The following is a 23,014-nucleotide window of genomic DNA, read 5'->3' as shown; positions in this document are numbered from 1 at the left end:
GTGGGTCACATGGAAGAACGTTATTCTCGCGCATCCAGATGTTATAAGACAGCAAGGATTTTTCCTACGGATGTGAACAATCACAATACTTTATTCGGCGGTAAGCTGATGGCTTATATTGATGATATTGCCTCAATTGCAGCAACCAAGCACTGCCGGAAAACGGTTGTTACGGCTTCAACCGACTCCGTCGATTTCTTGTCCCCGATCCGGCCTTCGGATTCGGTGTGTCTGGTGTCCTTCGTGACTTGGACTGGCCGAACTTCCGTAGAAGTATTTGTTAAGGTCATTAAAGAAGATTTGTTAAGCGGAGAGCGCGTAGTGGCAGCAACTTCGTTCCTAACTTTTGTTGCCCTTGATCAGGATAATCGGCCCGTTCCGGTGCCGCAGGTTATTCCGGAATCGGAAGAAGAAATTAAGCTGCATGAGACAGCGCCTCACCGCGCAGAGATGCGACGGATCCGTCGTGAGGAAAGTAAGAAATTTGCTGATTATTTAACGGTTTCCCATCCTTGGGATTAATAAAGCCGCAACAAAAAATGCGCAATCAGCTTGATTGCGCATTAACTACATATTGGATACAGCAATAAACGAAGATGGCCATGGCGATACATACTCCAATTACTATATATACGGCTCTTTTTCCATTCATACGAGGGCACCAGCTTTCTATGTACATCGATCTTGTCTATTATAAACGAATCCGATTGTAATGTCATATCGAGTCAATGCTTGATTCAAACCCCGTTGTTACATATACTTTTAGAATCGGGTTGTAAATCCGGAGTAGTAAGTATGGCAAGAGGGGAATGACGACAAAATGGAGCAAGGTTCCAAATCGCTGAAGGATGATACGAACATTCCGCAAGAGGAATTTTTCGCTGCTGCCGCATTATTTTGCCGCGCATATCCGACATTCGTAGCGGAGATTGACCGAGTAGAAGCTGAACGGGGTAAGCTCAATGACTTCCAGCTTATGCTTGCGGTGAACAAAGCCAAGGAAAGTCTAGTGATTCTAGGCTGGGACTGTAGAAAAGCCGTTAATGCGTTATTTGAAACGTATGTAGAAGTTTATAAGCATAGCAGTAAGGAAGATGCTAATCATTGGGCAGAATCAACCTTTGGCTGCAGTAAAACACTAATCTACGAGCCTTCGATTGAAGATGAAGAGATTGTGGAACAAGGCTTGTATCTTGAAATGCGAATCGAGCAGCTTACCGCACTTATTCATGAGCAGGAAACGACTCTGCTGCAAAATTATCGCGAGCTGTACCGGCTCAAGATTGCCGCTGCCCATGAAGCGGAGGCAGAGAATTCTTTCGAGGCTTCAGAGCCTGAAAGTAAAGAAGAGGAAGACGAGTAACAGAGGAGAGGCCGTTGTCCAACCAGACAACGGTCTTTTTGTGCTGCGATGCTTCGTAATCGATTTCATGTTAAAATGATGTGAGGTGCATTGGAGAGAGGGGAATGGGAAATAGATGAGCAAAGCGATCGTTGTAACTGGTGCGGACCGCGGGGTTGGTCTTGCTCTGACTGCGGAATGGCTAAGAGGTGGACACCAGGTATTCGCTGGACAATATTCCGAAAGCTCTGGATTACAGGAACTTCAGCAGGAATTTGGAGATCGTCTTACCATCTTTCCTCTGGATGTGTCGAATGAGGCTAGTGTGAAGCAAGCTTATGATGTGGTGGCATCCTTGACGGATAAACTGGATGTTCTTATAAATAACGCAGCGATATTGGGAGATATTAGAAATACCATTCTTGATGAGCTTCAGTATGAAGAAATGCTGAATGTCTTTAATGTCAATGCCTTAGGCAGCCTGCGTATGAGCCAAGCTTTCACGCCACTGCTGCTGCAAAGTGACTCGAAGCTGATTGCCAATATTTCATCGGAAGCAGGAAGTATTGCCGATTGCTGGCGTGATGCCTGGTATGCGTACTGTATGTCCAAAGCTGCCGTTAATATGCAGTCGAAGCTCATTCATAATGGCCTGAAGCCGCATGGCGGACGTGTGCTTGTTATTCATCCGGGCTGGGTGAAGACTCATATGCAAGGGAAGCTTGATGAGGCTGCTGAGCTCACACCGGCACAATCCGCAGCTGGTATTACGAACGTTATACTTACAGCACTGACAACAGACGTTATGGAATGCGAATATGTAGATTATGAAGGTAGGAAATTAAATTGGTAAACACACTTCTAGAAGCCTTTAACAAAACGACTTACCCGGTTGTAGGACATGGTAAACGAGATATTCAAGTATTGAAGGATGCCTTCGATGAACTAGATGGCACAATCGATAGCGATATATATGGCACAGGGAAAGTCATTGAGGATTTCCAGGCCAAAATAGCAGCATATCTGGGCAAGCCTTCGGCGGTATTTTTCCCAAGCGGCACAATGGCACAGCAAATTGCTCTTCGTATGTGGTGTGATGAGAAAGGGATTCGTAAGATTGCCTATCATCCTTTGTGTCATTTGGAGATCCATGAACAGAATGGCTTGAGAGAGCTGCATCAGATCGAGCCGGTGCTTCTTGCAGATAAGAATAGCTTAATTACGCTCGAAGATGTGCTGCAAATGAAGGAAGATATCGCATGTCTCTTGCTTGAGCTGCCTCAACGGGAGATTGGCGGTCAATTGCCTGCTTATGAGGAGCTTGAAGCGATTGCTGCACATTGCAAAGCGAAAGGCATTAAGCTGCATCTTGACGGAGCTAGATTGTATGAGATATTGCCGTATTACGGGAAAACCGCAGCAGAAATCTGCAGCTTGTTTGACAGCGTATATGTTTCCTTTTACAAAGGAATCGGTGGTATCGCAGGGGCTATTCTTGCTGGCGAGGAAGCGTTCATGACTCAATCGAAGATCTGGAAACGGCGCCAAGGCGGGGATCTGATCAGTCTTTACCCTTATATTATAAGTGCAGACCAAGCCTTTGATGAGCGGCTGCCGAAGATGGAGCAGTACTATCACGATGCGATTGAACTGGCTGCAATGTACAATGACTGCGATGGGATTACGACGAGACCCGTTGTTCCGGTGTCGAATATGTTCCATGTGCATATTGAGCTGCCAAAGGAATCGTTCGAAAAGCTTCTCATCCCGGTGTTTGAAGAAACGGGAGTTGGCTTGACCGGCAATGTGCGGGATTTTGGAGAAGGTAGTTCGTACTATGAAGTAAGTCTTGGGGACCGCTATGCAGATATTCCGAAGGAGCAGCTGGGACAAGCTTTCACACTGCTTAACCAGAAAATAAAACAAATTATCGCATAAACATGATAAAATTTTCGTTATAGCGTGGTTGAGGAGGAATCGATATGTCGGATTTTGATCAGGATGAGTTAGCGGAAAGACGACGTAATAAATTGAAGCTTATTCAGTTTAACAAAGATGATCAGTCCTTGATCGAATCGGAAAAGCCAAAGGAAACCTTCGAGGATGTTGGCGGGCTGGAAGATGTGAAAAAGAAGATTCGTATGAACTTCATTCTTCCGCTGAAGCAGCCGGAAATCTTTAAGGCGTATGGCAAGGAAGCCGGCGGAAGCTTGCTGCTGTTTGGACCTCCAGGATGTGGGAAAACATTCTTAGCGCGTGCTGTTGCTGGAGAAATTGACGCGAATTTTATTCATATTGAGCTGCAGGCAATCCTATCGATGTATGTTGGACAAAGCGAGCATAATTTGCATGATGTATTCCAGAAGGCCCGGGACAACAAGCCATGCGTGATCTTTATTGATGAGCTTGATGCGATGGGGGGAAGCCGTCATCAGATGAGGCAGCATCATGAGCGGATGCTCGTCAATCAGCTTCTTACGGAGCTTGATGGGCTGCAGTCTGCAAATGATAATGTGTTTGTCATCGGTGCGACGAATACACCATGGTATCTGGATTCCGCTTTGCGGCGGCCAGGACGGTTCAACCATCTCGTGTTCGTACCACCTCCAGAAGAGGAAGAACGGAATACCATTCTGCAGTTGAAGCTTGCGGGTAAGCCTACTAATAGTTTAAATCTATCTAAGCTGGCTGGCGAGACAAAGCTATTCTCGGGCGCGGACCTCGAGCAGGTTGTGGCAGATGCCGTTGATTCGGCTATGGAGCGTACATTCGAGACTGGAGAGATTCAGCCGATCACGCAGGATGATCTGAGGAAGTCTATTAAAGGCCGGAAGGCCACGACGGTAGAATGGTTCTCTACAGCAAGAAACTATGCCACATTCAGTGATGTGAATGGTGATTATCAGATCGTACTTGATTATGCGAAGAAGCATGGTATCAAATAGTTTTATAGGCGGGAGGACTGTCTTGTGGAAGATACAGAAGATACGATAACCCCATCGTCTGCGACAGCATATACGTCTATCTATCAGCTGATTTATTGGAAGCGATATAAGGAAGCACTTGTTGAGACGGAAAAGCTGTTACGTGAAGACCCTCATGATCCGGATCCTTATGCCTTATACGGTCAGATTTTCTTACTTATGGGTGATAAGGAGAAAGCGATACATTGGGTGAATGAAGCTTTGAGAAGAGATCCTGAGAATCATCTGGGATGGTATGTCCGTGTCTCGGCTTATTATGAAGCAGATAACGAAACGGCATTTAACGAAGCCGTATCAGAAGCGCTGCGGATTGACCCTTATGAAGCTCATTATTACTTCTTGAAGGCAAACCAGCATGTGAAAAAAGGCAAGCATGCTCATGCCAAAGCACAAATGGAGATCGCACTGGATCTCGAGCCGGAGAAGCCGATTTATCTGGCTATTCTTTGTTACATTGAAGCTTTGTTAGGCAATGATGAGGTATCCAAAGAGCTGGACCGTCAGGCTATCCGCTATGATGCCGAGCAGCCCGATGTTCTGATGTATCTAGCCTGGGCAGCAGCTAGACGTGGTGATTATAAGCTTCAAGAGACGTATATGCGTAGTGCGGTACGTTTAAATCCCGATGACAAGCAGTATCAGAATGAATATTTGGAGTCGCTTCAGCATCAATTTTTACTCTATCGGATCTGTTTATGGCCTAATAAATTATTCCGTAAAATGAAGCCTTGGCAAATTTTTGTCGGGTGGGCGGTTTGCTGGCTGCTCTTTAAGCCGCTGGTTCTGGTGTTTATTGCCCTTCATATTCTAGCCCATTGGTCGACAAAAGCTATTATTCATGTTCGTGTGTTTGGCTGGCGCAGGCGAAGAAGCTAATGATAGATATACCGGATCGATACTCTCAGGAGTTCGATCCGATTTTTTATTTATTTTGATTCGGGATGAAAATAAGAGCCTAAGAACTCCAAGTACTGCTTAGCTGCTCGAGGCAAATATCGCTTCTCATTCCAGGCGATTGAGAACTCGCGTTCACAGAATGGCGACTCAATACTGAGCAGCTTAACGTTCGGATCTTCGTTTGTGTTATGAGGAACGAAGGCAACCCCGAGTCCCGCTTGTACTAAGCTCCATAAAGCCGATGGCTCATCCACTTCGCAAATAACATTCCTAGTGATACCAGCAGCATCGCAATAAGCATTATTGATATGACGGAAAGGATGCTCGGTATGATATTCGATAAAAGCTTCATTCGCAGCTTCGGCTAATGTGATATTTTCTCTTCCAGCTAATCGATGTGTCATTGGAACGGCAAGGTTAACTTCTGCCTTCAATACGATTTGTTCTCGAATCCAGGATTGATTCAAGGAAGCAGCAATGAAGCAGAGATCAACATCGCCGCGCTCTAGAAGAGAGATCATATCGTTAGAAGCTGCAGGAGGGATCTGAACCACGCGAAACAGGATCTCTGGATTAACCTTACGGAATTCGCTTATAGAGGAGGAGAGACGACTAAGCGTTGGTGTGGCAAGTCTTATGGTTCCTTGCTCCGTGTCTAACATATCCACCAATTCGCGCCGTCCTTCATCAAGAGCTCCCAGTGCAATCTCAACCTGCTGCAGGAATGCTCGGCCGAATCGATTCAAGCGGATCTGCCGGTTTTGCCGATCAAACAAAGGGACACCAACATCCTCTTCGAGACGAGAGATTGTCTTACTAAGCGCTGGCTGCGCGATTCGAAGCTCCTCGGCTGCTCTTGTCATGTGCTCATGTCTGGCAACCGTGCGAAAATATTGAAGCTGCAGCAGTTCCATAATATCGGCCTCCAAGCCTTATATTGAACTTTTTCCATATACCTGAGTATATAATAACATACATAAATATATATTATCATTTATCGATTCGGAGGGGTATATTGGTAAGTGTAAAGATAAATAGGAGGGAGATCACTATGGCTGTCGAACAAACGGATTCCACTCAACCTCTGAATGGGAACCTATTAATTAAACTTCTTGCGTTCACATTGATTCTGTCCTCGATGAGCGCTACGGTGTTCAATATCGTTCTTCCGGAGATTCGAGTGGACTATGACCTGTCAGTTGCTCAGGTCAGTTGGGTATCCACCTCATACTTGCTTATATACGCAGTTGGCTCTGTGCTCTACGGCAAGCTGCTTGACCGTTATCAAGCCAAAAATCTGATTACCTTCGGATTACTCGTATTCGCATCCGGCTCATTACTTGGGTTGTTCGCTGGATCCTACGCATTTGTGCTGATGGCAAGAATCCTGCAAGCAGTCGGAGCGGCTGTCATCCCGGCTTTAGCCATGTTAATTCCTGTCCGCTTCTTTCCACCAGAGAGAAGAGGTCATGCGCTTGGAATCTCGGCCACCGGACTAGCACTAGGAAATGCCGTTGGTCCAATCGTGTCTTCGCTGCTCGTATCGTTTGTTCATTGGCGGTGGTTGTTCGCTATACCTTTACTTATTCTGATTACGCTGCCGTATTATCGAAAATATCTCAACACGGAAATTAGAGCAGGAGGAAGCATCGATTGGCTTGGTGGAGGTCTTCTGGCGGGTACAGTAGCTTTGCTGCTTCTTGCCATTACACAAAGTAATAGGTGGCTGGGAGCCGGAAGCGCGTTGTTGCTCTTAGGCTTCTCTCTGCGGATTCGGATGGCTTCTGATCCATTTGTTTCAAGGGCACTCATGAAAGATCGTGTTTATTTAACGGGATTAACAATCGCGGCGCTTGTGATGAGTGTCAGTTATGCCTTGCCTTTCCTGACGCCTCAGTTATTGTCGGATATTAATCAGTTAGAGCCAGGATGGGTCGGTTTCGTCATGGTACCTGGTGCTTGCGTATCTGCTTATCTCGGCCGAAAAGTCGGCAAATTGGCAGATACAAAGGGTAATTCTTTTGTGTACCATACAGCTTCTCTGTTACTTTTCAGCTGTTTCCTTTTGTTATCGTTATTCATAGGAAGTCCGGCTGTTATAATCGGTTTTATTTTCACCCTTGGCAATGTTGGCCAAATGTTCATGCAGATTGCACTCTCGAATACAATCTCGCGCAGCATTCCGAAGGATCAGATTGGCGTTGGGATGGGGCTTATGACGCTATGTAACTTCCTCGCGGGGGCGATATCAACGGGGATCTATGGAAAAATCATGGATGATGGCGCAGATGTGAGCTGGATTCCATGGCATTCGAACGAAGCTTCCTACGTTTTTAGTAATCTGTATCTGGTCTTGGCCATTATCCATGTCGGAATTCTGCTTCTCTATCGAAGGGTCTTTGTCAGCAGGAAGAAGGCTGATGCTGCAGCTCAAGTTATGGGAAGGCAATAAAATAAAATAGATGATAAAACCGGATCGATTCTCTTGTGAGAGATCGATCCGGTTTTTTAAGTCATCCAGGCAGCAATGTCGCTGCTGAATGGATTGCCATAATCACCCAAAGCCGAAGATGGACGGTTAAAACACGGCGAAAAACATGATGGATTGGAAAATATATAAGTTTAACGAGCGCAGCCCAAGTTTTTATAGAGGAGGATTGACTCTCCCCTTAGGGGAGACTATAAACTTCAATATGTGACCGGCCGGTACGAATATTCCGAACAAGATCATTTAGGAGGAGGATTTATGTTTTATACGGTAAAAGATGTCTCAGAAATGTCTCATGTGACGATCAAGACGCTGCATCATTATCACAAAATCGGATTGCTTATGCCTTATGAAATCAGCGATGCCGGGTATCGATTGTATGGAATGAAAGAACTGGAAAGGCTGCAGGAAATTCTCTTTTACCGAGAGTTAGAGATCTCACTAGATCAGATAAAAGAATTATTAGGTTCAGATCTCGATAGGCTGACTATTCTTCAGCAGCAACAGGACTTACTTATTGGTCGGGCTCAGAGACTGGATACGATCTTACAAACCATAGATGCCTCCATCAGTGCGATAAAGAAAGGAATACCCATGGACAATAAACAATTATTTGCCGGCTTTCATAACGAGGAACAATGGAACGAAGCACTGCGCGATCATAATAATCATTTGCAGGAGACCTACGGCATCGAGCCGTTCGAGATCAAGGAAGCGGAAGTACCAAGTATGAATGAGCAAGCTCTAGAAGCTATGACTTTCATGAATGAAATAGCGGATTGCTTGAAAAGTGGTGTCAAGCATCATGATAGCAGGGTTAGAACTCTTATTAGTAATCACCTTGCTTTTATGAAAGAGCACGGTCATTCTATTTCGGCCGAAGATTATGTTGTGCAAACTCGATTTTTCTTAAGCGATGATTTTCACCTTGCCATGCTGGAAGGCCAGCAAACAGGATTGGCTTATTATCTAGCAGCGGCCGCGGAGGCTTATATGGAGAGTTAAAGGAATGAATAATATGTGTAAACGCTTTCATTAATAATGAAAAACCAGGCAAATTGAGTATGATTTGCTTGGTTTTTTGTATGAAAAAGATTAATGAGCTTAAATAAGTTTGTTTAAGATAACTGTGTAAAGAATAATTCGTTATGATCATGGTAAAGAATTTACTACGGATTGGAATTAAGATTCATCAGCCGAAAAAAAATTAAAATGAATTAACCGATTAACCAGCTGATTGAAATTCGTGCAATCCATGAAATCAGCTGTACAAATGATCAACTGTAGAATTAGCTGCAGATCAGCTAATCTGATAATCATTAAAATGTGAAACTGTGAACCGCGAAATTAGATTTAAACAGCAAGAGAAATGAAATTGAAGCAACATAATGAAGCATGAATGCGAATATGAGAGCTTAAAGCAAAATCAACGAAAAAGAGCAAAATCAACCAAATTGACCAGAAGCACTTTTATCCTGGTCTTATTTGATACTACTTTTTCACAAAACCCGTATTTTATACATATGTCAGTAAAACGATGTAAACTCATATTATACAAGGTTTTATATGGTGTCGTTAGATTGGTTCCGGTAATCGTAATCGAAAAACATGTACAAGTTACTAGATAAAGGAAATGCATTGATCATTTGGTTAACATCGATCAACTTTGCGGGGCTATCAAAAGTATTCCATAATTGAACGGACGATTCCTGGTCGTTCCTGTAGTCTATAAGCTGCTGCTGATTTTTTGAAAAATGCTTTATATATCTCTCACGGACAGCAAACGATTCCTCAAGATTTAATCGTTGAAACATGTCGACCATTTGATTTTCAGACAACTTATTTTTAGCATAGTTTTCAATAGTTTCTCTAAGCATGTCATCCATGTTAACAACCTCCTTAGAAATGAAAAGCCGGTAGCAAGTGTAATTCTTATAAGTTATTCAACCAGATATTGGAACTACCCTGCCCTTTAGCTGAATAAAAATAGAGCAGCTGCCGTTGTGACAAACTGCTCCTGGATGGCTGAACTAACGTTCCCTGTTAGCTGAATGGCGACCTAATCTAATTAGGAATTTAAAGTTTGTATTAACCGTTCAAACTCAAGTTCTAACATACTGTAATCATCGAAGAATAAACCTTTGGTTAGTTCATTCGGAACAATGACGGTGTGCATTCCTGCTGCTCTTGCGGCTTTAGCCCCGTTCGGGGAATCTTCAAAAGCTATGGCATTTTGTGAGTTAACGCCAAAATAATCTAATACATTTAAATAAAGCTCTGGGTCTGGCTTCACATTTTTAACATCTTCGTGAGTTCGGATACAGTCAAAATATCCAACAAGATTTAATTCTTCTAAATTCGGCATAACCCAATCATAGGGAGCACTAGAGGCTAGTCCAATTTTCAAACCCAGGTTTTTTGCTGAATTTAAATAATTCACAACACCTGGACGCTCTTTTTCATTTTGAATCAACATGTCGTATTTTTGTCTTCTTAACATTCTCAATTCTTCACGATTGATTGGTCTCCCAATACAATCTTGCAAATAGGAATACGGGTCAAAGGCATTCATATGACCGCCTATTCTTTTGCTATATAATTCTAACGGGAGTTCAATATCATGTAGTCTAAAGACTTCTTGAAATGAAAAAAATTCAAATGTTTCTGTATCTCGTATCAAACCATCAAAATCAAATATAACAACTTCAATCACATACATCACCCCATACTTTATTACTCTAACAAGTTACTGCTTTATTGAGATAAATCAATTATAGCCTGATTTCCCATTTTTCGTAAACATTTGTTTGAATATCTTAGGCTCATGGCGGTCAACCCTCCCATGTCTCACAGAGTCTACGCTCCCACATTCCTTCATTCAACCTGTCCATGAGGTGGAGGTCGGATATGCTGCCCGACAGGATCTTCGTCCGTATGTTAGTTTTGTTCCGACTCATCCGTGCTTCATTTGTCTGTAACTTTGTATTTGCGTCCGTCTTCTATGAAAAACGTGAATCTAAGCTGCTAACGACACTACCTTAAATCGCGGGATATCCTGTAACATCCTTTCTTCACTAAACTGACGTCCCTTCTTCAAGACACAAAAGAGAATTCGAATCAGCTTACCGCAAAGCGCAATGAGCGACTGCATTTTTTTCAACGGGTTGGTTGGCCGTTTTGTGTAGTACTGATGCAATTCCTTAAAAGCACGATTCTTTGCCACTAGTGGCATCATGACACGAAATAGCAGTGCCCGTAATCGCTTTCGACCACGCTTGGTGATCTTTGTCTGCCCCTTGTGTTTACCGGACGTGTTTTCTTTTAAGTTCAATCCTGCCAGCCTTATGATTTGCTTAGGATGACGGTAACGCTCAATGTCGCCAACTTCAGCCAGAAATCCAGCTATGCTATCTCGGCCTATGCCTTTAATGGCCATTAATTTCTTCACATGAGGGATTTGCTCCAGGAGCTCATCCAGCTTTGCCTCTAGCTCTTCAAACTTACTTTCAAGCAATTCATATTGTGTTAATAGCAGCTTGAGCTCGATTCTTGCTAGTTCTGTACCTTCTCGTATGCCAACGGAACGGCTTGCTGCTGCTTTCAGACATCTCATACGTTCTATTCCCAGACCTCGTTTGGCAACTTCTCTGAGATGCCTCAGCAGAGATTCCTCTGACTGAGTAACCAGCTCATGCGGCAACAAACAAAGACCGAGCATCTGGCGTGCAGACTTGCATTCCCAATCCTTAAACACCGTGAGAAACTCAGGAAAGTACCGATCCAACCAATTATGAACGCGGCCTTGCACCACACGCAGGTCGGTCGACAGATGATCGCGAATTTTCATCGCTTCCCTTAGTTCGGCATAGATGCCTTGGGGCAGATTAGGTACGGCGTATCTTCCGTCTTTGACGAGCTGTGCGATGACTTTGGCATCTTTAATGTCGTTCTTGGTCGGCGAATTGTCATCCAATTCTTTGCTTTTCTTCACGTGTAACGGATTAACCACGACGCATAAAACTTGTTGTTCTCGTAGGAAATACGCGAGATTCAGCCAGTAATGGCCAGTCGGTTCCATGCCAACTACGACATCCTTAAACCCTTGCTCCGTTGCAATCTTATGAAACCAGCAAACGAACAATTCAAAGCCCTCTCGGTTATTTTCAAACGTAATTGTCCTCCCGAGTTCAACTCCGCGGTAGTCTTGTGCTCGGGCCACATGTTTGAATTTTGCGATGTCGACACCGACAATTAATGTAGAAGAAGTGATTTGATTAATGCGTTCATTTTGAGTAGAATTCATTTTGTACTCTCCTTGGTTTGTATTTGGATCCGGTCGCTGGCCAGCATCTGGGACCCACATACATCATACCAAGGAGTCTTTTTGTTTCTCAAATCTCGTATTTCTTCATAATAGGAATGCTGCCCTTTACTTCAATAAGGCTGCAGCGGATCCTCTGATCTGCTGCAGCCTTATTGATTGAACTATAGTTCCCCGTTAACTCAATCATTTTGAGCTATATTTCTGACAATAAGTTCAATTGAGTCAGTCGTTGAGTACCAGTCAAAATGTGAATGCCCAATAAAAGAAACAGCTAAATAAGCACATTTATGCATCAACAAATTCAAAACCCAGTTTAGATGTGTTCAACATAGCTAAATGACTATCAGCATGTATTTTCAGTTGTTTCTCATACTTCCAGCTCTCCCATTTATCCCATATTGCTTCATCGTGATTCCTAATCACTGCTAACTCGAATTTTCTTGGCTTATTATGATTAATAATTGATTTTATTTCCTTAATCATTTTTCTCCCCAATGGGTTAACTGCTCCATTAAAAATAACAAGATCAGCATTAAACTGATTTTCGCGTTGAAGAAAAACTACATCATTTGTGTCATTTACATGCTTGAATAAACTAGACATCAAAAACATTTCTGGAGAATCATTTGCATCAATTAGTAAAAAATGCCCTAACTCTTCTCTCACAGTGATTCCGATATCTTTTTGCTTCAAATGCACTACAGTTAGTTGTAATGTACCTACTTTAACCTCAGTTCTTTCTATGATCAAAGGTTATCCTCCATCTAGTAACGAAATATCTCCATTTTTCTTCAGAAGGTAAATAGTTAGCTTTAAGTTCTACTACCTCGTTACTTTAACGAGCAAAGGAGCAACTGCCACGATGAAGAACTCCTTCTGGAACTAACGTTCCCAGTTAGCTTAACGAGTTTCCTCATTATCTGATGCCCATTGTTTAAAAATGTTCAATATCTCACTTAGGTTCTTAACCCCACCAGCACCAGTAAATACTCCATCTCTAACAATACAGAAGAACCAATCATCCTCTTCTGTATTAACTTCTATAGAATTAAAACGTTTTTTCTCTAAGTAAGTATCCGACAAATTAATTTCTACTGACCACCCTGGATTATCAACTGTCTCAATTTTGATACCATATAAATGCTCCCAATCTCCATTGCAGTTCTGCTCAAACCAATTCTGAATCCATACTAATACATCCACTTTCTTTATCCTCCTTAGGTATTAAACGTGGACGGTAATTTTCTTATCCTTAAATGCTCATTACTTCAATAAGAAAAAACTACCGATTCTTGTCGGCAACTGTGTTAGTGTTTGTTTTGAGCTACGTGTCCCGTTAGAGCTTATTAACCTGTGCTTATGGTCTCATAGGATTGTGTTCCAGATAGTACTTAAGTTAAATTGCTCATTCGTATGCTTTCCCGGCTAATAATGAGGTTGCAAATATATTCCAGCTTGGAGTATTAGTAACGGATTCTGAATCTGTTAGCCATGCTTCCATAGCTTCCAAAAAATCTTCAAGTGTTTGGTTCTCCCAGCTATCAGCATTATAAGTTAAATCATGTCTCAAGGTATTTAGGAATTTCACAAAATCTTCTTTTGTGAATACATCATTTGGGCCCATACTATTCAGGTCCTCCCTTTTTCATATCAGGTAAAGTTCCTCTTTAAATCGTCATTCAATTTCTTTTATTTTTTTACATGAACCTCGAATACATGTTCTTCATTATAGATTACAGCAATTTGTTTGATTGACTTAATAGCTATTACAAATTCATGATTTTCCGATTTAGTCCAAAGTTCAGTAATAGCCGCGCTGCTGTCATTTACCAATACGCTTGCCCAAACAGGATCATTAACATTAGGTACAGCAATAAGCCATTCATTTATATCTTTCAAAAATGTTAATTGTTCTTTAATCCATTCAAGAAAATCCACTTCTTGATCCTTATTAATACTGTTAGTAGGAACAGATTCGTATTTTCGGGTTTCTCTTAACAAGGGCTGAAATCCCTCTACCCATATTGAATTAGTATCTTCTACATTTATTAAGTTCATGGTTTGAAAGTTTTCCAAAATTTTTTTGGCTTCCATTAAGGATATTTTTCTGCGTATTAATTCTAATCGTTTGTTAACTAGCATCCATATTTTCTCCTGTTTTTATCATAGATATGATGGTTTCTCTGATGTGTATATTATAATTTATCTTATCTAAAACCTAACTTATAAAGATTTTCCCTTGCTAATTTAAACATCCACCATAGTATTATGTCATCTCTAATAATACCATATATTGGAACTATCTTGCCCATTAGCTTTATAAAAATAGAGCAGCTGCCGCTAGGCAAACTGCTCCCTATATCGTTTGAATTAACGTTCATCGTTAGCGTAATCATCAGATGTCACAAAATCATACCCTATATATTTTTAACACACTAAACATCTATAGATATATTGTTCATAAAGATAACGTACCCTTCGTAGATGGAATAATATCGCTTGTTATCCTAATTGCTTTCTTCAACGCATCGCCGAATGCCACGAAAATCGCCTCATTTATATGATGTGTATTTTTGCCGTATTCCAAATTGATGTGAATGGTTATCCCGCTATTATTCGCTACTGCGACAAAAAACTCTTCCGTTAATTCAGTTTCAAACTCGCCTACTCGAGCTGAAGGCATTTCCACGTTAAACACTAAAAAAGAGCGATTAGATATACTCAAATCCACTAATGCTAAGCTCTCGTCCATAGGTATACGCGAACTACCATAACGGTTTATTCCTTTTTTATCTCCTATAGCCTTTTTGATTGCTTGTCCCAAGCATATTCCAATGTCCTCAACCGTGTGATGCCCATCTATCTCTAAATCACCTTTGCAATCCACATTTAATTTTATTCCTGCCCTAAAAGCAAATAGCGTGAGCATATGGTTAAAGAATCCAATTCCAGTGTTGATTTTGCCTTCAGTATATTCATCGAGATTTAGCTCCAGTTTAATTTCTGTTTCTTTTGTTTTTCTGTTAATTAATGCTTCTCTCACCATAAGAAACTCCCTTCAAAATAGGTTTTGTTTTTTGACATTGCTGTCTAAGTGAAGTCGATTATACAGACCAAATCCTTTATCGCTTTACTTCTCTAATATATTATCGCAATAAAGCGTTTGTGTAAAGTTTTGTAAGTCAGTTGCCATGTTAATCTGCCCTTTAGCTTAATAAAAAAAGCAACCAGACGTAATGCGCCGGCTGCCGTCGTGTTGCTGAACTAACGTCTCCCATCCCTCGTTTTTAATGGTTTATCTCACATATACTCACTCATTCGCAGGATTTCGTCACCTTGGATCATGTCCATCTCAGGAAACAACGCAGACGATGCCGCATGAGGTGGTTGGCTGGGCATGCGGAAATAGAGGAAGACTCAGGAAAATATTCCCCAGACTGTTTCTACTGCACGCATACCCCACACAATCCTTGGAGGTTCACCCTCCCACAACTCAACGGGTCAATGCCCTTACATTCCTTCGTTATACCTGTCCAAGGTGTGGAGACCGATAGCGTTTAGCGGATGGGTCATAGCCCTTAAGGGAGACGAATTCGGTCCTCCGTGCTTTCTTTGTGAAATCCCGCGAATGAGTCAATATACGTGATTACTTCTTAATTTAAGCTGCTTCTGACCAGGTCAAGACGGTTTTTTCTGGCGTGAACTTTTCTCCTCGTTGAACAATACCAACTAGAACTCTTGCCAGCTTTCCTATGAGCTTAAATATGGATTGCTGCTTTTTCATTTTCTTTTCTTGCACATTATGCTCATGCAGATGGCGGAAAACAGGGTTATTCCACACGAGTTGAACAGTTGCAAGATAGAGATATTTTCGTAAGGCAGAGTCTCCTCGCTTTGAGAGAACAATTTGACCTTTCCGCCTTCCAGATGAACTTTCAGCCAGATTCAGACCAGCCTTACGCATTACCTGACGTCCATGCGCATACTGCCTTAGGTCCCCAGTACCAGCTAAAATAGCCGCCGTGAAGATCTTTCCAAGTCCCTTTATGGTACGAAGTTGCTGCGCCATAGGAATCTCTGAAAGCAGTACTTCGATGTCCCTTTCAATCTGTTCCAGCATCGCAGTTACACGCTCAAATTCTTCAATGAGCCGTCTTAAATCTGCTTTTGCTTCTTCTGCTGCGGCTTGTTCTCCGACACTACATTTCGCTCGTGCAATAAGTTGCGCAGCCTTTTCGAGCCCTGTTGAGCCCCCGGCTCGCTGCATATGCATTCTCCAGGCCTCAATGACATCCAGTACTCTATAGTTCTCCAGATCATGTGGGCATGGAAAAGTTTTGAGAGTTGCCAATGATCGCTTACAAGTCCAGTCTTTGAATACAGAAGGATATTCGGGAAACCGAATGTCCAGCCAACGTACAATCCGATTCTGTAGCCGTACACTATTAGTCACCCAGAACTCCCGATCACTCATTATTGTCTTAATTCGTTGAAACACAAGTGATTGACGTGTGTACTCATAGTAGAATCCTCGGCTCACTGTGTCTGCTATGACAAGAGCATCTTTAGGGTCATTCTTCGATGGGCTGTTATCCCTGTTTTCTTTATTTCTCTTGGTCGTGGCTGGATTTACCATGACCACATGTACGCCTTTATCTGATAACCAGTTGGCTAAATTAAACCAGTAGTGACCCGTTGGTTCCATGCCGATAATGAGCTTCTTTAATCGATATTTCTGCTGTAATTCATTCATCCATCGGTTCAATTTTTCAAACCCTTCAATGGAATTCGAGAATGATAGATGCCGTTTAGAAACGACGATTCCCCTGAAATTAGTAGCCTGAGCAACGTGCGTTTCTTTGGCCATGTCGATCCCGATGACAAGATGTGAGGTGGTAATCTGTTCAATCCGTTGATTTTGTGCATCAGTTTGCTTAAACTTCATAATAAGAGCGCCTCCTTGATGTGTTGTCGACAAACCCATCATAACGAGGCGCTCCCTTTTTTTCAAAGCTCATTTCTTAAGCTCTACAGGAATGTTTAGCTCAATCAATCCTTAATGAATGACATTAGATTTCTTTAAAACTTTTACTTTTGTTTTTTAACTTCCGATAAATGTAAGCAATCGGGAACCAGAGCATAACACCGTGACCTGCACCAACTAATGCCATGATAACTGGCATGAATAAAATTGATATTAATCCGCCCTTGTATCCTTTAACTGCATTACTTCCTATACTGAAAGTAAATTCATTTGAATTAATCGAATATATAAACATTCCAAACCCAATCAGTAATCCAAAAATCCCATATACAATTACTGATTTCTTTACAACAGTTCGCATGGTGATACCCTTATATACACTGAATTGGCTGTTTGCTCAGATTTCTGCGTTAGCTCAATTTTATTCATCAATACTAACTGATAAAATGGAGTAATGTAAGGAGTTAATCTGTTTCAAAACTTCCAATGCAGCAAGTTTTCGATACTTCATTCCTGTCTTCCAAGATTCAAGTGCAAATTGTTCTGCATACTTGATTCAATAATACCTAGTGCCAAAAGTGCTCTTCTTTTTACATACTCGTCTGAGTCTTCATAATACTTAACAATAATCTCTTCTGCTTCCGGCAATATCAATGCGATGTGCGAAAGGTAGTGTGCCAGCTGCCATTTGGTTTCAGCATCAGGATATGATACTCCCTGCTTCCCAAGAAACAGTAAACTTTCCGGGGTATCGGTCAATTTATGAACCAGCAATTCACACTCATTGTCCCTCCCGATAATATATAACAAATTATTTATTGTTCTTTGATCCCAATCATAATAAGTTGTGGTGTCGATTAAAATATCAAATGTCGTATTTAGTAGTTCCCAGTTGTATACGTAGTTTCCCACTCAAATTCATGCTTTATTGTCTTAGACCACTGCCAAAAAGCATCAATCTGTTCATCAAGCTTCTGATAAATATCTTTATTTGGATCGTGAATTATCTTGTACAAATCATCCATAAAACACCACCAAGAGTTTATTTCAATAATACCACATATTGGAACTATCCTACCTTTTACTCGAACAATAAACCGGCAGCAGATAAGTGATCTGCTGCCGGTTTTTGTTTTGAACTAATGTTCCCAGTTAGCTTAGAGACTCTGCGTTTGAATGAAGTTCAAGAATCTCAATTACCTCAGCTGTTGCAACCTTTCTTGAGCCTTCCATAAAGTACCCTTTGACTCCATTCCTTAACTTATTTATGTGAACTCTTTTCCGCATTTCAGGGAAAATAATCCACATCCTTGCTGTCCCCTCTAAGGGAACAGGGGTTGTATCATCTAAAATAATGTTTCCGGTAGCATCTTCAAACTCTGGATGTATCATATAAATTCCGTCTTTTAGATTGTCCCCATCATAAAAGAAATCTGAACGGTAACCCTGACGTGGAAGGGTCTTTCTCCCGCCTTCTTCTTTAGAAAAAAATTTATATCTGACTCTAAAGTCAGGTTCATGTTTTCTTATTTGAGTATAAGGAATCCACATCAATTTTCCCTCCCCTCCTACAAAGAATAATTTCATTTTGATTATACAAGACAATTAGTAAAAATAGCTAAACGCAAAAAAGGAGTAGCTGCCGCGGTGGCAAACTACACCCTGAATCATTGAACTAAAGTTCCCAGATAGTTCAACAAAGGTTTCTTCTCTATATCTGTTAATAAGTCACATAGTATACGTTAAAGCTTAACGATTAATCTCTGGTTTCAGTTCAATTGTTTCTGTATTTCCATTCCAATTGACCTGCACCTTAACCAAGGAATTTTGAGCTGCAATGGCGCCATTACCTCCAGAAGAACCTAGATAATAAATTCCAGCTTCTGAATGGTCACTGGGCAAAGTACCACTTCCAGATCCTCCACCTTCAGTATCATAAGCATAACTTAATTCACCTGTCGGTCCTGGCTGCTTTCCAATGTACTTTAAGACAAGTTTCGAAGTGTGTTCATCATTATCTTTCATTTTGTATACGTGATAAGCTGCTGCCCAATGATCGGTATGCCCTTTGTATTCGTAAACAAATTCTATATTTTTGACTTTAGAAATCTCTTCGATATCATTTTTCTCAATACCCGAATAAATATTGCTATTCCCTTTACACCCGCTAAGTACAATCGCACATAACAATATAATTCCGAGTAAACACTTCATTTTCACCACTCCTCTCTAACAATGCGTAAAGCCTGAAATAAGCTCTTCAATAGTTGGCTGCCACCACGCTAACGTTCCCCAATAGCTCAAACTTGACAGATGTGAATCTTGTTTATTGCCTATCTAATAAAAAATATAAATCCGAGTAGGATTCAAAGCGGTTAAGTCTCACGTGATATCTTACGCTTTCAGTGAAGCAGATGAGTAAAATACGTCACTATGCATATGCTTGATTTTGTCCCAGTTGCCAGGATTCATCGTGTCTGGAGAGCGGTGCTCCAGAATGGCCTGATATAGGGCGGTTTTTTGTTCCAAATGGGCAACATGCTGATTAGCTTCTTCAAGCTTAGCGATTGCCTCCTCTTTATGCTCCATCATGAGTGCATAGCGTTGCGGGAGGGTCGTTTCCCCTTCAAGACAGAGATCAACGTACATTTTGATAACTTCAATCGGCATCCCGGATTGCTTGAGGCATTTGATACCATGCAGCCAGTTGATCGATTCATCGTCAAACATCCGAATATTGTTTTGATTACGCTGTAGGCTTGGCACCAGACCTTTATCCGTGTAAAAGCGTACTGCGTGCTCGGTGAGTCCCGTTATCTGAGCGGCTTCTTTGACTGTACGCATTGTGAAATCCCCCTTGGAAAATAAATATGAAAGCAGCTTGACTTCGTGTAACACGAAGGTACTAAGCTAAGTGTAACGCAAACGGGGCGTAACTGGAATCCCCTCTGCAAACGCCCGATTAGGGGGAGCGCCGTTTGCTGTTATACATTTAAACACTGGGAGGAATTACAATGCAAGCCGTAACATTAAACAATGGTGTCAAAATGCCGATCATCGGCTTCGGGGTTTATCAAGTTCCTGATGCTGAAGAATGCGAGAAAGCCGTATATGAAGCGCTGATGGCTGGTTACCGCCTAATCGATACTGCCTCCGGTTATCTGAATGAGGAAGCGGTGGGCCGTGCGATCAAGCGCAGCGGTATACCACGTGAGGAGTTGTTCATCACAACCAAGCTTTGGGTTCAGGATGCCAGCTACGAGAGTGCCAAGCTTGCATTTGCCAAATCCCTGAAGAAGCTCCAGCTCGACTATCTGGATTTATACCTTATTCACCAGCCTTTCGGCGATTACTACGGCGCTTGGCGTGCGATGGAAGAGTTGTACCGTGAAGGCAAAATCAAGGCGATCGGGGTCAGCAATTTCCTGCCTGACCGTTTGATGGACCTTATCGTGCATAACGAGATCGTGCCTGCCGTCAATCAGGTCGAAACACACCCGTTTTACCATCAGATCGAGAGCGCCGCTTTTATGAAAGAGCAGGGAGTGCAGCACCAGTCGTGGGCGCCTTTGGCTGAAGGACTTAACAACTTGTTTGGGAACGAAGTGCTGACCTCGATCGCAGAAAAACACAACAAGTCCGTCGCCCAAGTCGTGCTTCGCTGGCTTGTTCAGCACGGAGTCGTTGTAATTCCGAAGTCGGTGAAGAAAGAACGGATCATCGAAAACTTTAACATTTTCGATTTTGAATTGAGCACGGGCGACATCGAACAAATTTCCACTCTTGATACGCAGAAAAGTCTTTTCTTATCGTACCACGATCCGGAAGTCGCCAAGATGATGGGGAACTGGAAAGTCGATCTGTAAACTGATTAAGCGTACATCTCATCATGCATTTTCATGCATTTATCCTCATCTGTAAAGAAAGGACAGGGCAATCTCCCTGTCCTTTCTTTACAATTCTGTCCGTTACTTCAATGGAAAAAGGAGCAGCGCCGCGATGGCCTGCTGCCGCTGTTGACTGTTGAACTATAGTCTCCAGATAGTTTAACAATCCGTTAAACTATATCGAACATAAATACACCAATAATAACCACCACAAGACATGAGGAGAAGCTGACTAATTTAAGGGGATGAGTAAACTTATATTGATGAAACGGAGCGATTCTACCAACAATCTCCCCAAACAGGGTTGTACCTAAAATAATAATAATCGCCTTAATTATTGCGCTGTCCAGTGATTCAATAACATAAAGAATGAACAGTAACCATAAGTAGCCTAAGAAAGCGTTTAGAATAACGGACAAGAGGACTTGTTTGTATTTCATCAAATAACCCCCTTTCAGTTTGTATATGCTTATTATACCTTTTTCTGGATAATGTCAGAACAAATATACACTTGTTCCACTAATCTGCCCTTTCGTTGAGAAAACGGCAGCTCATTATGTGTGAGCTGCCTCGGTCTTTATTGAGCTAATGTTACCCGTTAGCTGAAGAACGACTTGTGTAAGTGTAAATTCTGCAAGCGTTGTTCTTCCACAAGACTAATTTGTGACTACCAGATAATCGTTTTGAAATGAATGATTAAGTTTTCCCAACAGCGTTCCCTTGAGAGGCTTTTTTCCATATATAAAAACCAAGAACATAAGCAAGTACGCAGCCAATCATTGTATCAAGTAATCGATATTCTAACAAATATGCTGTCACTGGACTACCGGTACTGAACATCATTAACATTAACGGTGTCATAAGCATGGCATAGATCGCATAACTTCGATTTTTAAAAATAGGGCGAACCGCACCAAGTAATCCGATAACGACTATACTATTCCATTCCGGCAGAGACCACAGCAACAAACAGCTTCCGAGTAGTACACCTACCGCTGTACCTATGCCTCTTTGAAAAATACGTCTTTGTGAATAGGCTAAATCACGTTTGAGGACAATAGCCACTGTTAAGCCGATCCAATAGGAACGTTCAAGATGGAATACAATCCCTATCGATTGTGCCGCTATCATACATAATGCGACTCGAACTGTGTATTTCCAGCCTGAAAAATGAGTTAATTTACTCCGCCAATGTGCAAATCGTTGCTTATAAGAAATCTTAGCGTTTTGAACTGAAACTTTGTGATCCCGCGATTTCTTTAGGAATCCCACAATAACAGATACGATTATTCCCAATAAAGAACCTGTTGCAAAATAAGCAGGTATTATGAAAATGTCCTGATGCAACCCTCCATCGCCCATACTTGAACCAATAATGGAAAGTATCACAAATTGGACGCTGGCTATTGCAACAGATCTGCTTATTCCTCCCAGCAGCGCTGCCAATGTCGAAATCATTACAATTAAACCACCTGTAATCCAGCCGTGCCCTGCTATAATTATGCCAATAAATATTGCAATTGTCCCTGTCGCCATTGTACGAAATAGTTCAGTTGTATGTTTCTTGATTGTTCCATCAGACGAAGTATCATTTGTAATCATTACACCAAAAGTAGATAATAATCCGAACATTAAATTATTCAAATAGAATCCTATAGAAATGCAGCCTGCCATCCCGATAAACCCTGCGATAACTTGCGGGTAATTGATCGGCGCTTCATTTGACCATTGCAGAGTATCTTTCAATATAAATCCTAAGCCTGTGTTCCCTTGGTCACTTTTACTCATTATGTATCCTCCACTTAATCTAAATTCTGAGGTAATTATAATACCGGACATTCTTTGACTCCCACCACATTATGCTAGGGATCTAAACGAATTGTAAAGTGACGAAATTCTGTCGTTAACTGCCCTTTACTTCAATAAGGCTGCAGCAGATCCTCCGATCTGCTGCAGCCTTATTGATAGTTCCTCGTTAGAATTCCTGTAAAACGAATAATTTGGCGTTTGAATAAAAACGAGCGCCTCGGTACGATGGGATTATGCAACGGGTCAAAAGCCCTTTAAATCCACATCAGGAGGTCGCTCTATCATGAAGTTTAAGGCAC

Annotated in this window: 26 protein-coding genes; 9 read left to right on the top strand and 17 right to left on the bottom strand. The window is 41.8% G+C overall.

Annotation, left to right across the window (positions count from 1 at the left end):
- The first annotated feature begins 9 nt into the window (after nucleotides 1–9).
- The 6 genes from FHS17_RS21930 (at nucleotide 10) to FHS17_RS21905 (ending at nucleotide 5,202) form a co-directional block, all read left to right on the top strand.
- Nucleotides 10–522 (top strand): acyl-CoA thioesterase, encoded by a 513-nt coding sequence (locus tag FHS17_RS21930; protein WP_167280606.1) that lies wholly within the window; start codon nucleotides 10–12, stop codon nucleotides 520–522.
- A 298-nt stretch (nucleotides 523–820) separates the two neighbouring features.
- Entirely contained in the window at nucleotides 821–1,363 is a 543-nt protein-coding gene (locus FHS17_RS21925; protein WP_167280605.1) for a hypothetical protein, read from the top strand.
- Between the two features lie 115 nt (nucleotides 1,364–1,478).
- On the top strand, nucleotides 1,479–2,195 hold the full coding sequence (locus FHS17_RS21920; protein WP_167280604.1) for an SDR family oxidoreductase: 717 nt from the start codon (nucleotides 1,479–1,481) through the stop codon (nucleotides 2,193–2,195).
- Nucleotides 2,183–3,280, top strand: a complete 1,098-nt coding sequence (locus FHS17_RS21915; RefSeq protein ID WP_167280889.1) for an aminotransferase class I/II-fold pyridoxal phosphate-dependent enzyme — start codon at nucleotides 2,183–2,185, stop codon at nucleotides 3,278–3,280. Before FHS17_RS21920 ends, FHS17_RS21915 begins: the two co-directional genes overlap by 13 nt.
- A 44-nt stretch (nucleotides 3,281–3,324) precedes the next feature.
- Nucleotides 3,325–4,287, top strand: coding sequence for an ATP-binding protein (locus FHS17_RS21910; RefSeq protein WP_167280603.1), 963 nt, complete (start codon nucleotides 3,325–3,327; stop codon nucleotides 4,285–4,287).
- Between the two features lie 24 nt (nucleotides 4,288–4,311).
- Entirely contained in the window at nucleotides 4,312–5,202 is an 891-nt protein-coding gene (locus tag FHS17_RS21905; RefSeq protein ID WP_167280602.1) for a tetratricopeptide repeat protein, read from the top strand.
- Nucleotides 5,203–5,252: 50 nt separating this feature from the next.
- Here the strand turns inward: FHS17_RS21905 and FHS17_RS21900 are convergent, their stop codons facing one another.
- Nucleotides 5,253–6,137 (bottom strand): LysR family transcriptional regulator, encoded by an 885-nt coding sequence (locus FHS17_RS21900; protein ID WP_167280601.1) that lies wholly within the window; start codon nucleotides 6,135–6,137, stop codon nucleotides 5,253–5,255.
- A gap of 137 nt (nucleotides 6,138–6,274) precedes the next feature.
- Between FHS17_RS21900 and FHS17_RS21895 the strand changes: the two genes are divergently transcribed.
- The gene (locus tag FHS17_RS21895) at nucleotides 6,275–7,675 is read left to right on the top strand and encodes an MFS transporter (RefSeq protein ID WP_167280600.1); all 1,401 of its coding nucleotides are present in this window, start codon (nucleotides 6,275–6,277) and stop codon (nucleotides 7,673–7,675) included.
- Between the two features lie 294 nt (nucleotides 7,676–7,969).
- Nucleotides 7,970–8,716, top strand: coding sequence for a MerR family transcriptional regulator (locus FHS17_RS21890; RefSeq protein WP_167280599.1), 747 nt, complete (start codon nucleotides 7,970–7,972; stop codon nucleotides 8,714–8,716).
- A gap of 557 nt (nucleotides 8,717–9,273) precedes the next feature.
- On the opposite strand, the gene FHS17_RS21885 is transcribed toward FHS17_RS21890, so the two are convergent.
- The 14 genes from FHS17_RS21885 to FHS17_RS21820 all read right to left on the bottom strand — a co-directional run bounded on the left by FHS17_RS21885 (nucleotide 9,274) and on the right by FHS17_RS21820 (nucleotide 19,863).
- Nucleotides 9,274–9,597 carry a hypothetical protein gene (locus FHS17_RS21885; protein ID WP_167280598.1) on the bottom strand — a complete coding sequence of 108 codons (324 nt, stop codon included), beginning with the start codon at nucleotides 9,595–9,597 and terminating at the stop codon, nucleotides 9,274–9,276.
- A gap of 182 nt (nucleotides 9,598–9,779) precedes the next feature.
- Nucleotides 9,780–10,424: an HAD-IA family hydrolase gene (locus FHS17_RS21880; protein WP_167280597.1), complete on the bottom strand. Its 645-nt coding sequence runs from the start codon at nucleotides 10,422–10,424 to the stop codon at nucleotides 9,780–9,782.
- Nucleotides 10,425–10,727: 303 nt separating this feature from the next.
- Nucleotides 10,728–12,014 carry an IS110 family RNA-guided transposase gene (locus FHS17_RS21875; protein ID WP_167280596.1) on the bottom strand — a complete coding sequence of 429 codons (1,287 nt, stop codon included), beginning with the start codon at nucleotides 12,012–12,014 and terminating at the stop codon, nucleotides 10,728–10,730.
- 306 nt (nucleotides 12,015–12,320) lie between these two features.
- Entirely contained in the window at nucleotides 12,321–12,785 is a 465-nt protein-coding gene (locus FHS17_RS21870; protein ID WP_167280595.1) for a hypothetical protein, read from the bottom strand.
- A 150-nt stretch (nucleotides 12,786–12,935) separates the two neighbouring features.
- Nucleotides 12,936–13,238: an Imm53 family immunity protein gene (locus FHS17_RS21865; protein WP_167280594.1), complete on the bottom strand. Its 303-nt coding sequence runs from the start codon at nucleotides 13,236–13,238 to the stop codon at nucleotides 12,936–12,938.
- A 202-nt stretch (nucleotides 13,239–13,440) separates the two neighbouring features.
- On the bottom strand, nucleotides 13,441–13,659 hold the full coding sequence (locus tag FHS17_RS21860) for a DUF7660 family protein (protein ID WP_167280593.1): 219 nt from the start codon (nucleotides 13,657–13,659) through the stop codon (nucleotides 13,441–13,443).
- Nucleotides 13,660–13,724: 65 nt separating this feature from the next.
- Nucleotides 13,725–14,177 carry a hypothetical protein gene (locus FHS17_RS21855; RefSeq protein WP_167280592.1) on the bottom strand — a complete coding sequence of 151 codons (453 nt, stop codon included), beginning with the start codon at nucleotides 14,175–14,177 and terminating at the stop codon, nucleotides 13,725–13,727.
- Between the two features lie 316 nt (nucleotides 14,178–14,493).
- Nucleotides 14,494–15,078, bottom strand: coding sequence for an imidazoleglycerol-phosphate dehydratase HisB (gene hisB, locus FHS17_RS21850; protein ID WP_167280888.1), 585 nt, complete (start codon nucleotides 15,076–15,078; stop codon nucleotides 14,494–14,496).
- Between the two features lie 615 nt (nucleotides 15,079–15,693).
- The gene (locus tag FHS17_RS21845; RefSeq protein ID WP_167280591.1) at nucleotides 15,694–16,980 is read right to left on the bottom strand and encodes an IS110 family RNA-guided transposase; all 1,287 of its coding nucleotides are present in this window, start codon (nucleotides 16,978–16,980) and stop codon (nucleotides 15,694–15,696) included.
- Nucleotides 16,981–17,104: 124 nt separating this feature from the next.
- Complete coding sequence (locus tag FHS17_RS21840; RefSeq protein ID WP_167280590.1) at nucleotides 17,105–17,380, bottom strand: hypothetical protein; 276 nt, start codon at nucleotides 17,378–17,380, stop codon at nucleotides 17,105–17,107.
- A gap of 146 nt (nucleotides 17,381–17,526) precedes the next feature.
- Entirely contained in the window at nucleotides 17,527–17,931 is a 405-nt protein-coding gene (locus tag FHS17_RS21835; RefSeq protein WP_167280589.1) for a HEAT repeat domain-containing protein, read from the bottom strand.
- Between the two features lie 240 nt (nucleotides 17,932–18,171).
- Entirely contained in the window at nucleotides 18,172–18,570 is a 399-nt protein-coding gene (locus FHS17_RS21830; RefSeq protein WP_167280588.1) for a hypothetical protein, read from the bottom strand.
- 198 nt (nucleotides 18,571–18,768) lie between these two features.
- The gene (locus FHS17_RS21825) at nucleotides 18,769–19,233 is read right to left on the bottom strand and encodes a hypothetical protein (protein ID WP_167280587.1); all 465 of its coding nucleotides are present in this window, start codon (nucleotides 19,231–19,233) and stop codon (nucleotides 18,769–18,771) included.
- Nucleotides 19,234–19,413: 180 nt separating this feature from the next.
- The gene (locus FHS17_RS21820; protein WP_167280586.1) at nucleotides 19,414–19,863 is read right to left on the bottom strand and encodes a MerR family transcriptional regulator; all 450 of its coding nucleotides are present in this window, start codon (nucleotides 19,861–19,863) and stop codon (nucleotides 19,414–19,416) included.
- Nucleotides 19,864–20,033: 170 nt separating this feature from the next.
- Between FHS17_RS21820 and FHS17_RS21815 the strand changes: the two genes are divergently transcribed.
- A complete protein-coding gene (locus tag FHS17_RS21815; RefSeq protein ID WP_167280585.1) occupies nucleotides 20,034–20,885 on the top strand; it encodes an aldo/keto reductase in 852 nt (283 codons plus the stop codon).
- Between the two features lie 191 nt (nucleotides 20,886–21,076).
- On the opposite strand, the gene FHS17_RS21810 is transcribed toward FHS17_RS21815, so the two are convergent.
- Both FHS17_RS21810 and FHS17_RS21805 read right to left on the bottom strand, forming a co-directional pair.
- Complete coding sequence (locus FHS17_RS21810) at nucleotides 21,077–21,346, bottom strand: hypothetical protein (RefSeq protein WP_167280584.1); 270 nt, start codon at nucleotides 21,344–21,346, stop codon at nucleotides 21,077–21,079.
- Nucleotides 21,347–21,602: 256 nt separating this feature from the next.
- Entirely contained in the window at nucleotides 21,603–22,694 is a 1,092-nt protein-coding gene (locus FHS17_RS21805) for an FUSC family protein (RefSeq protein WP_167280583.1), read from the bottom strand.
- Between the last annotated feature and the right edge of the window lie 320 nt (nucleotides 22,695–23,014).

The organism is Paenibacillus lupini, from assembly GCF_011761355.1.
In the GTDB taxonomy this organism is placed as follows: Bacteria; Bacillota; Bacilli; order Paenibacillales; family Paenibacillaceae; genus Pristimantibacillus; species Pristimantibacillus lupini.
This window is presented reverse-complemented; position numbering and strand designations above follow the sequence as displayed.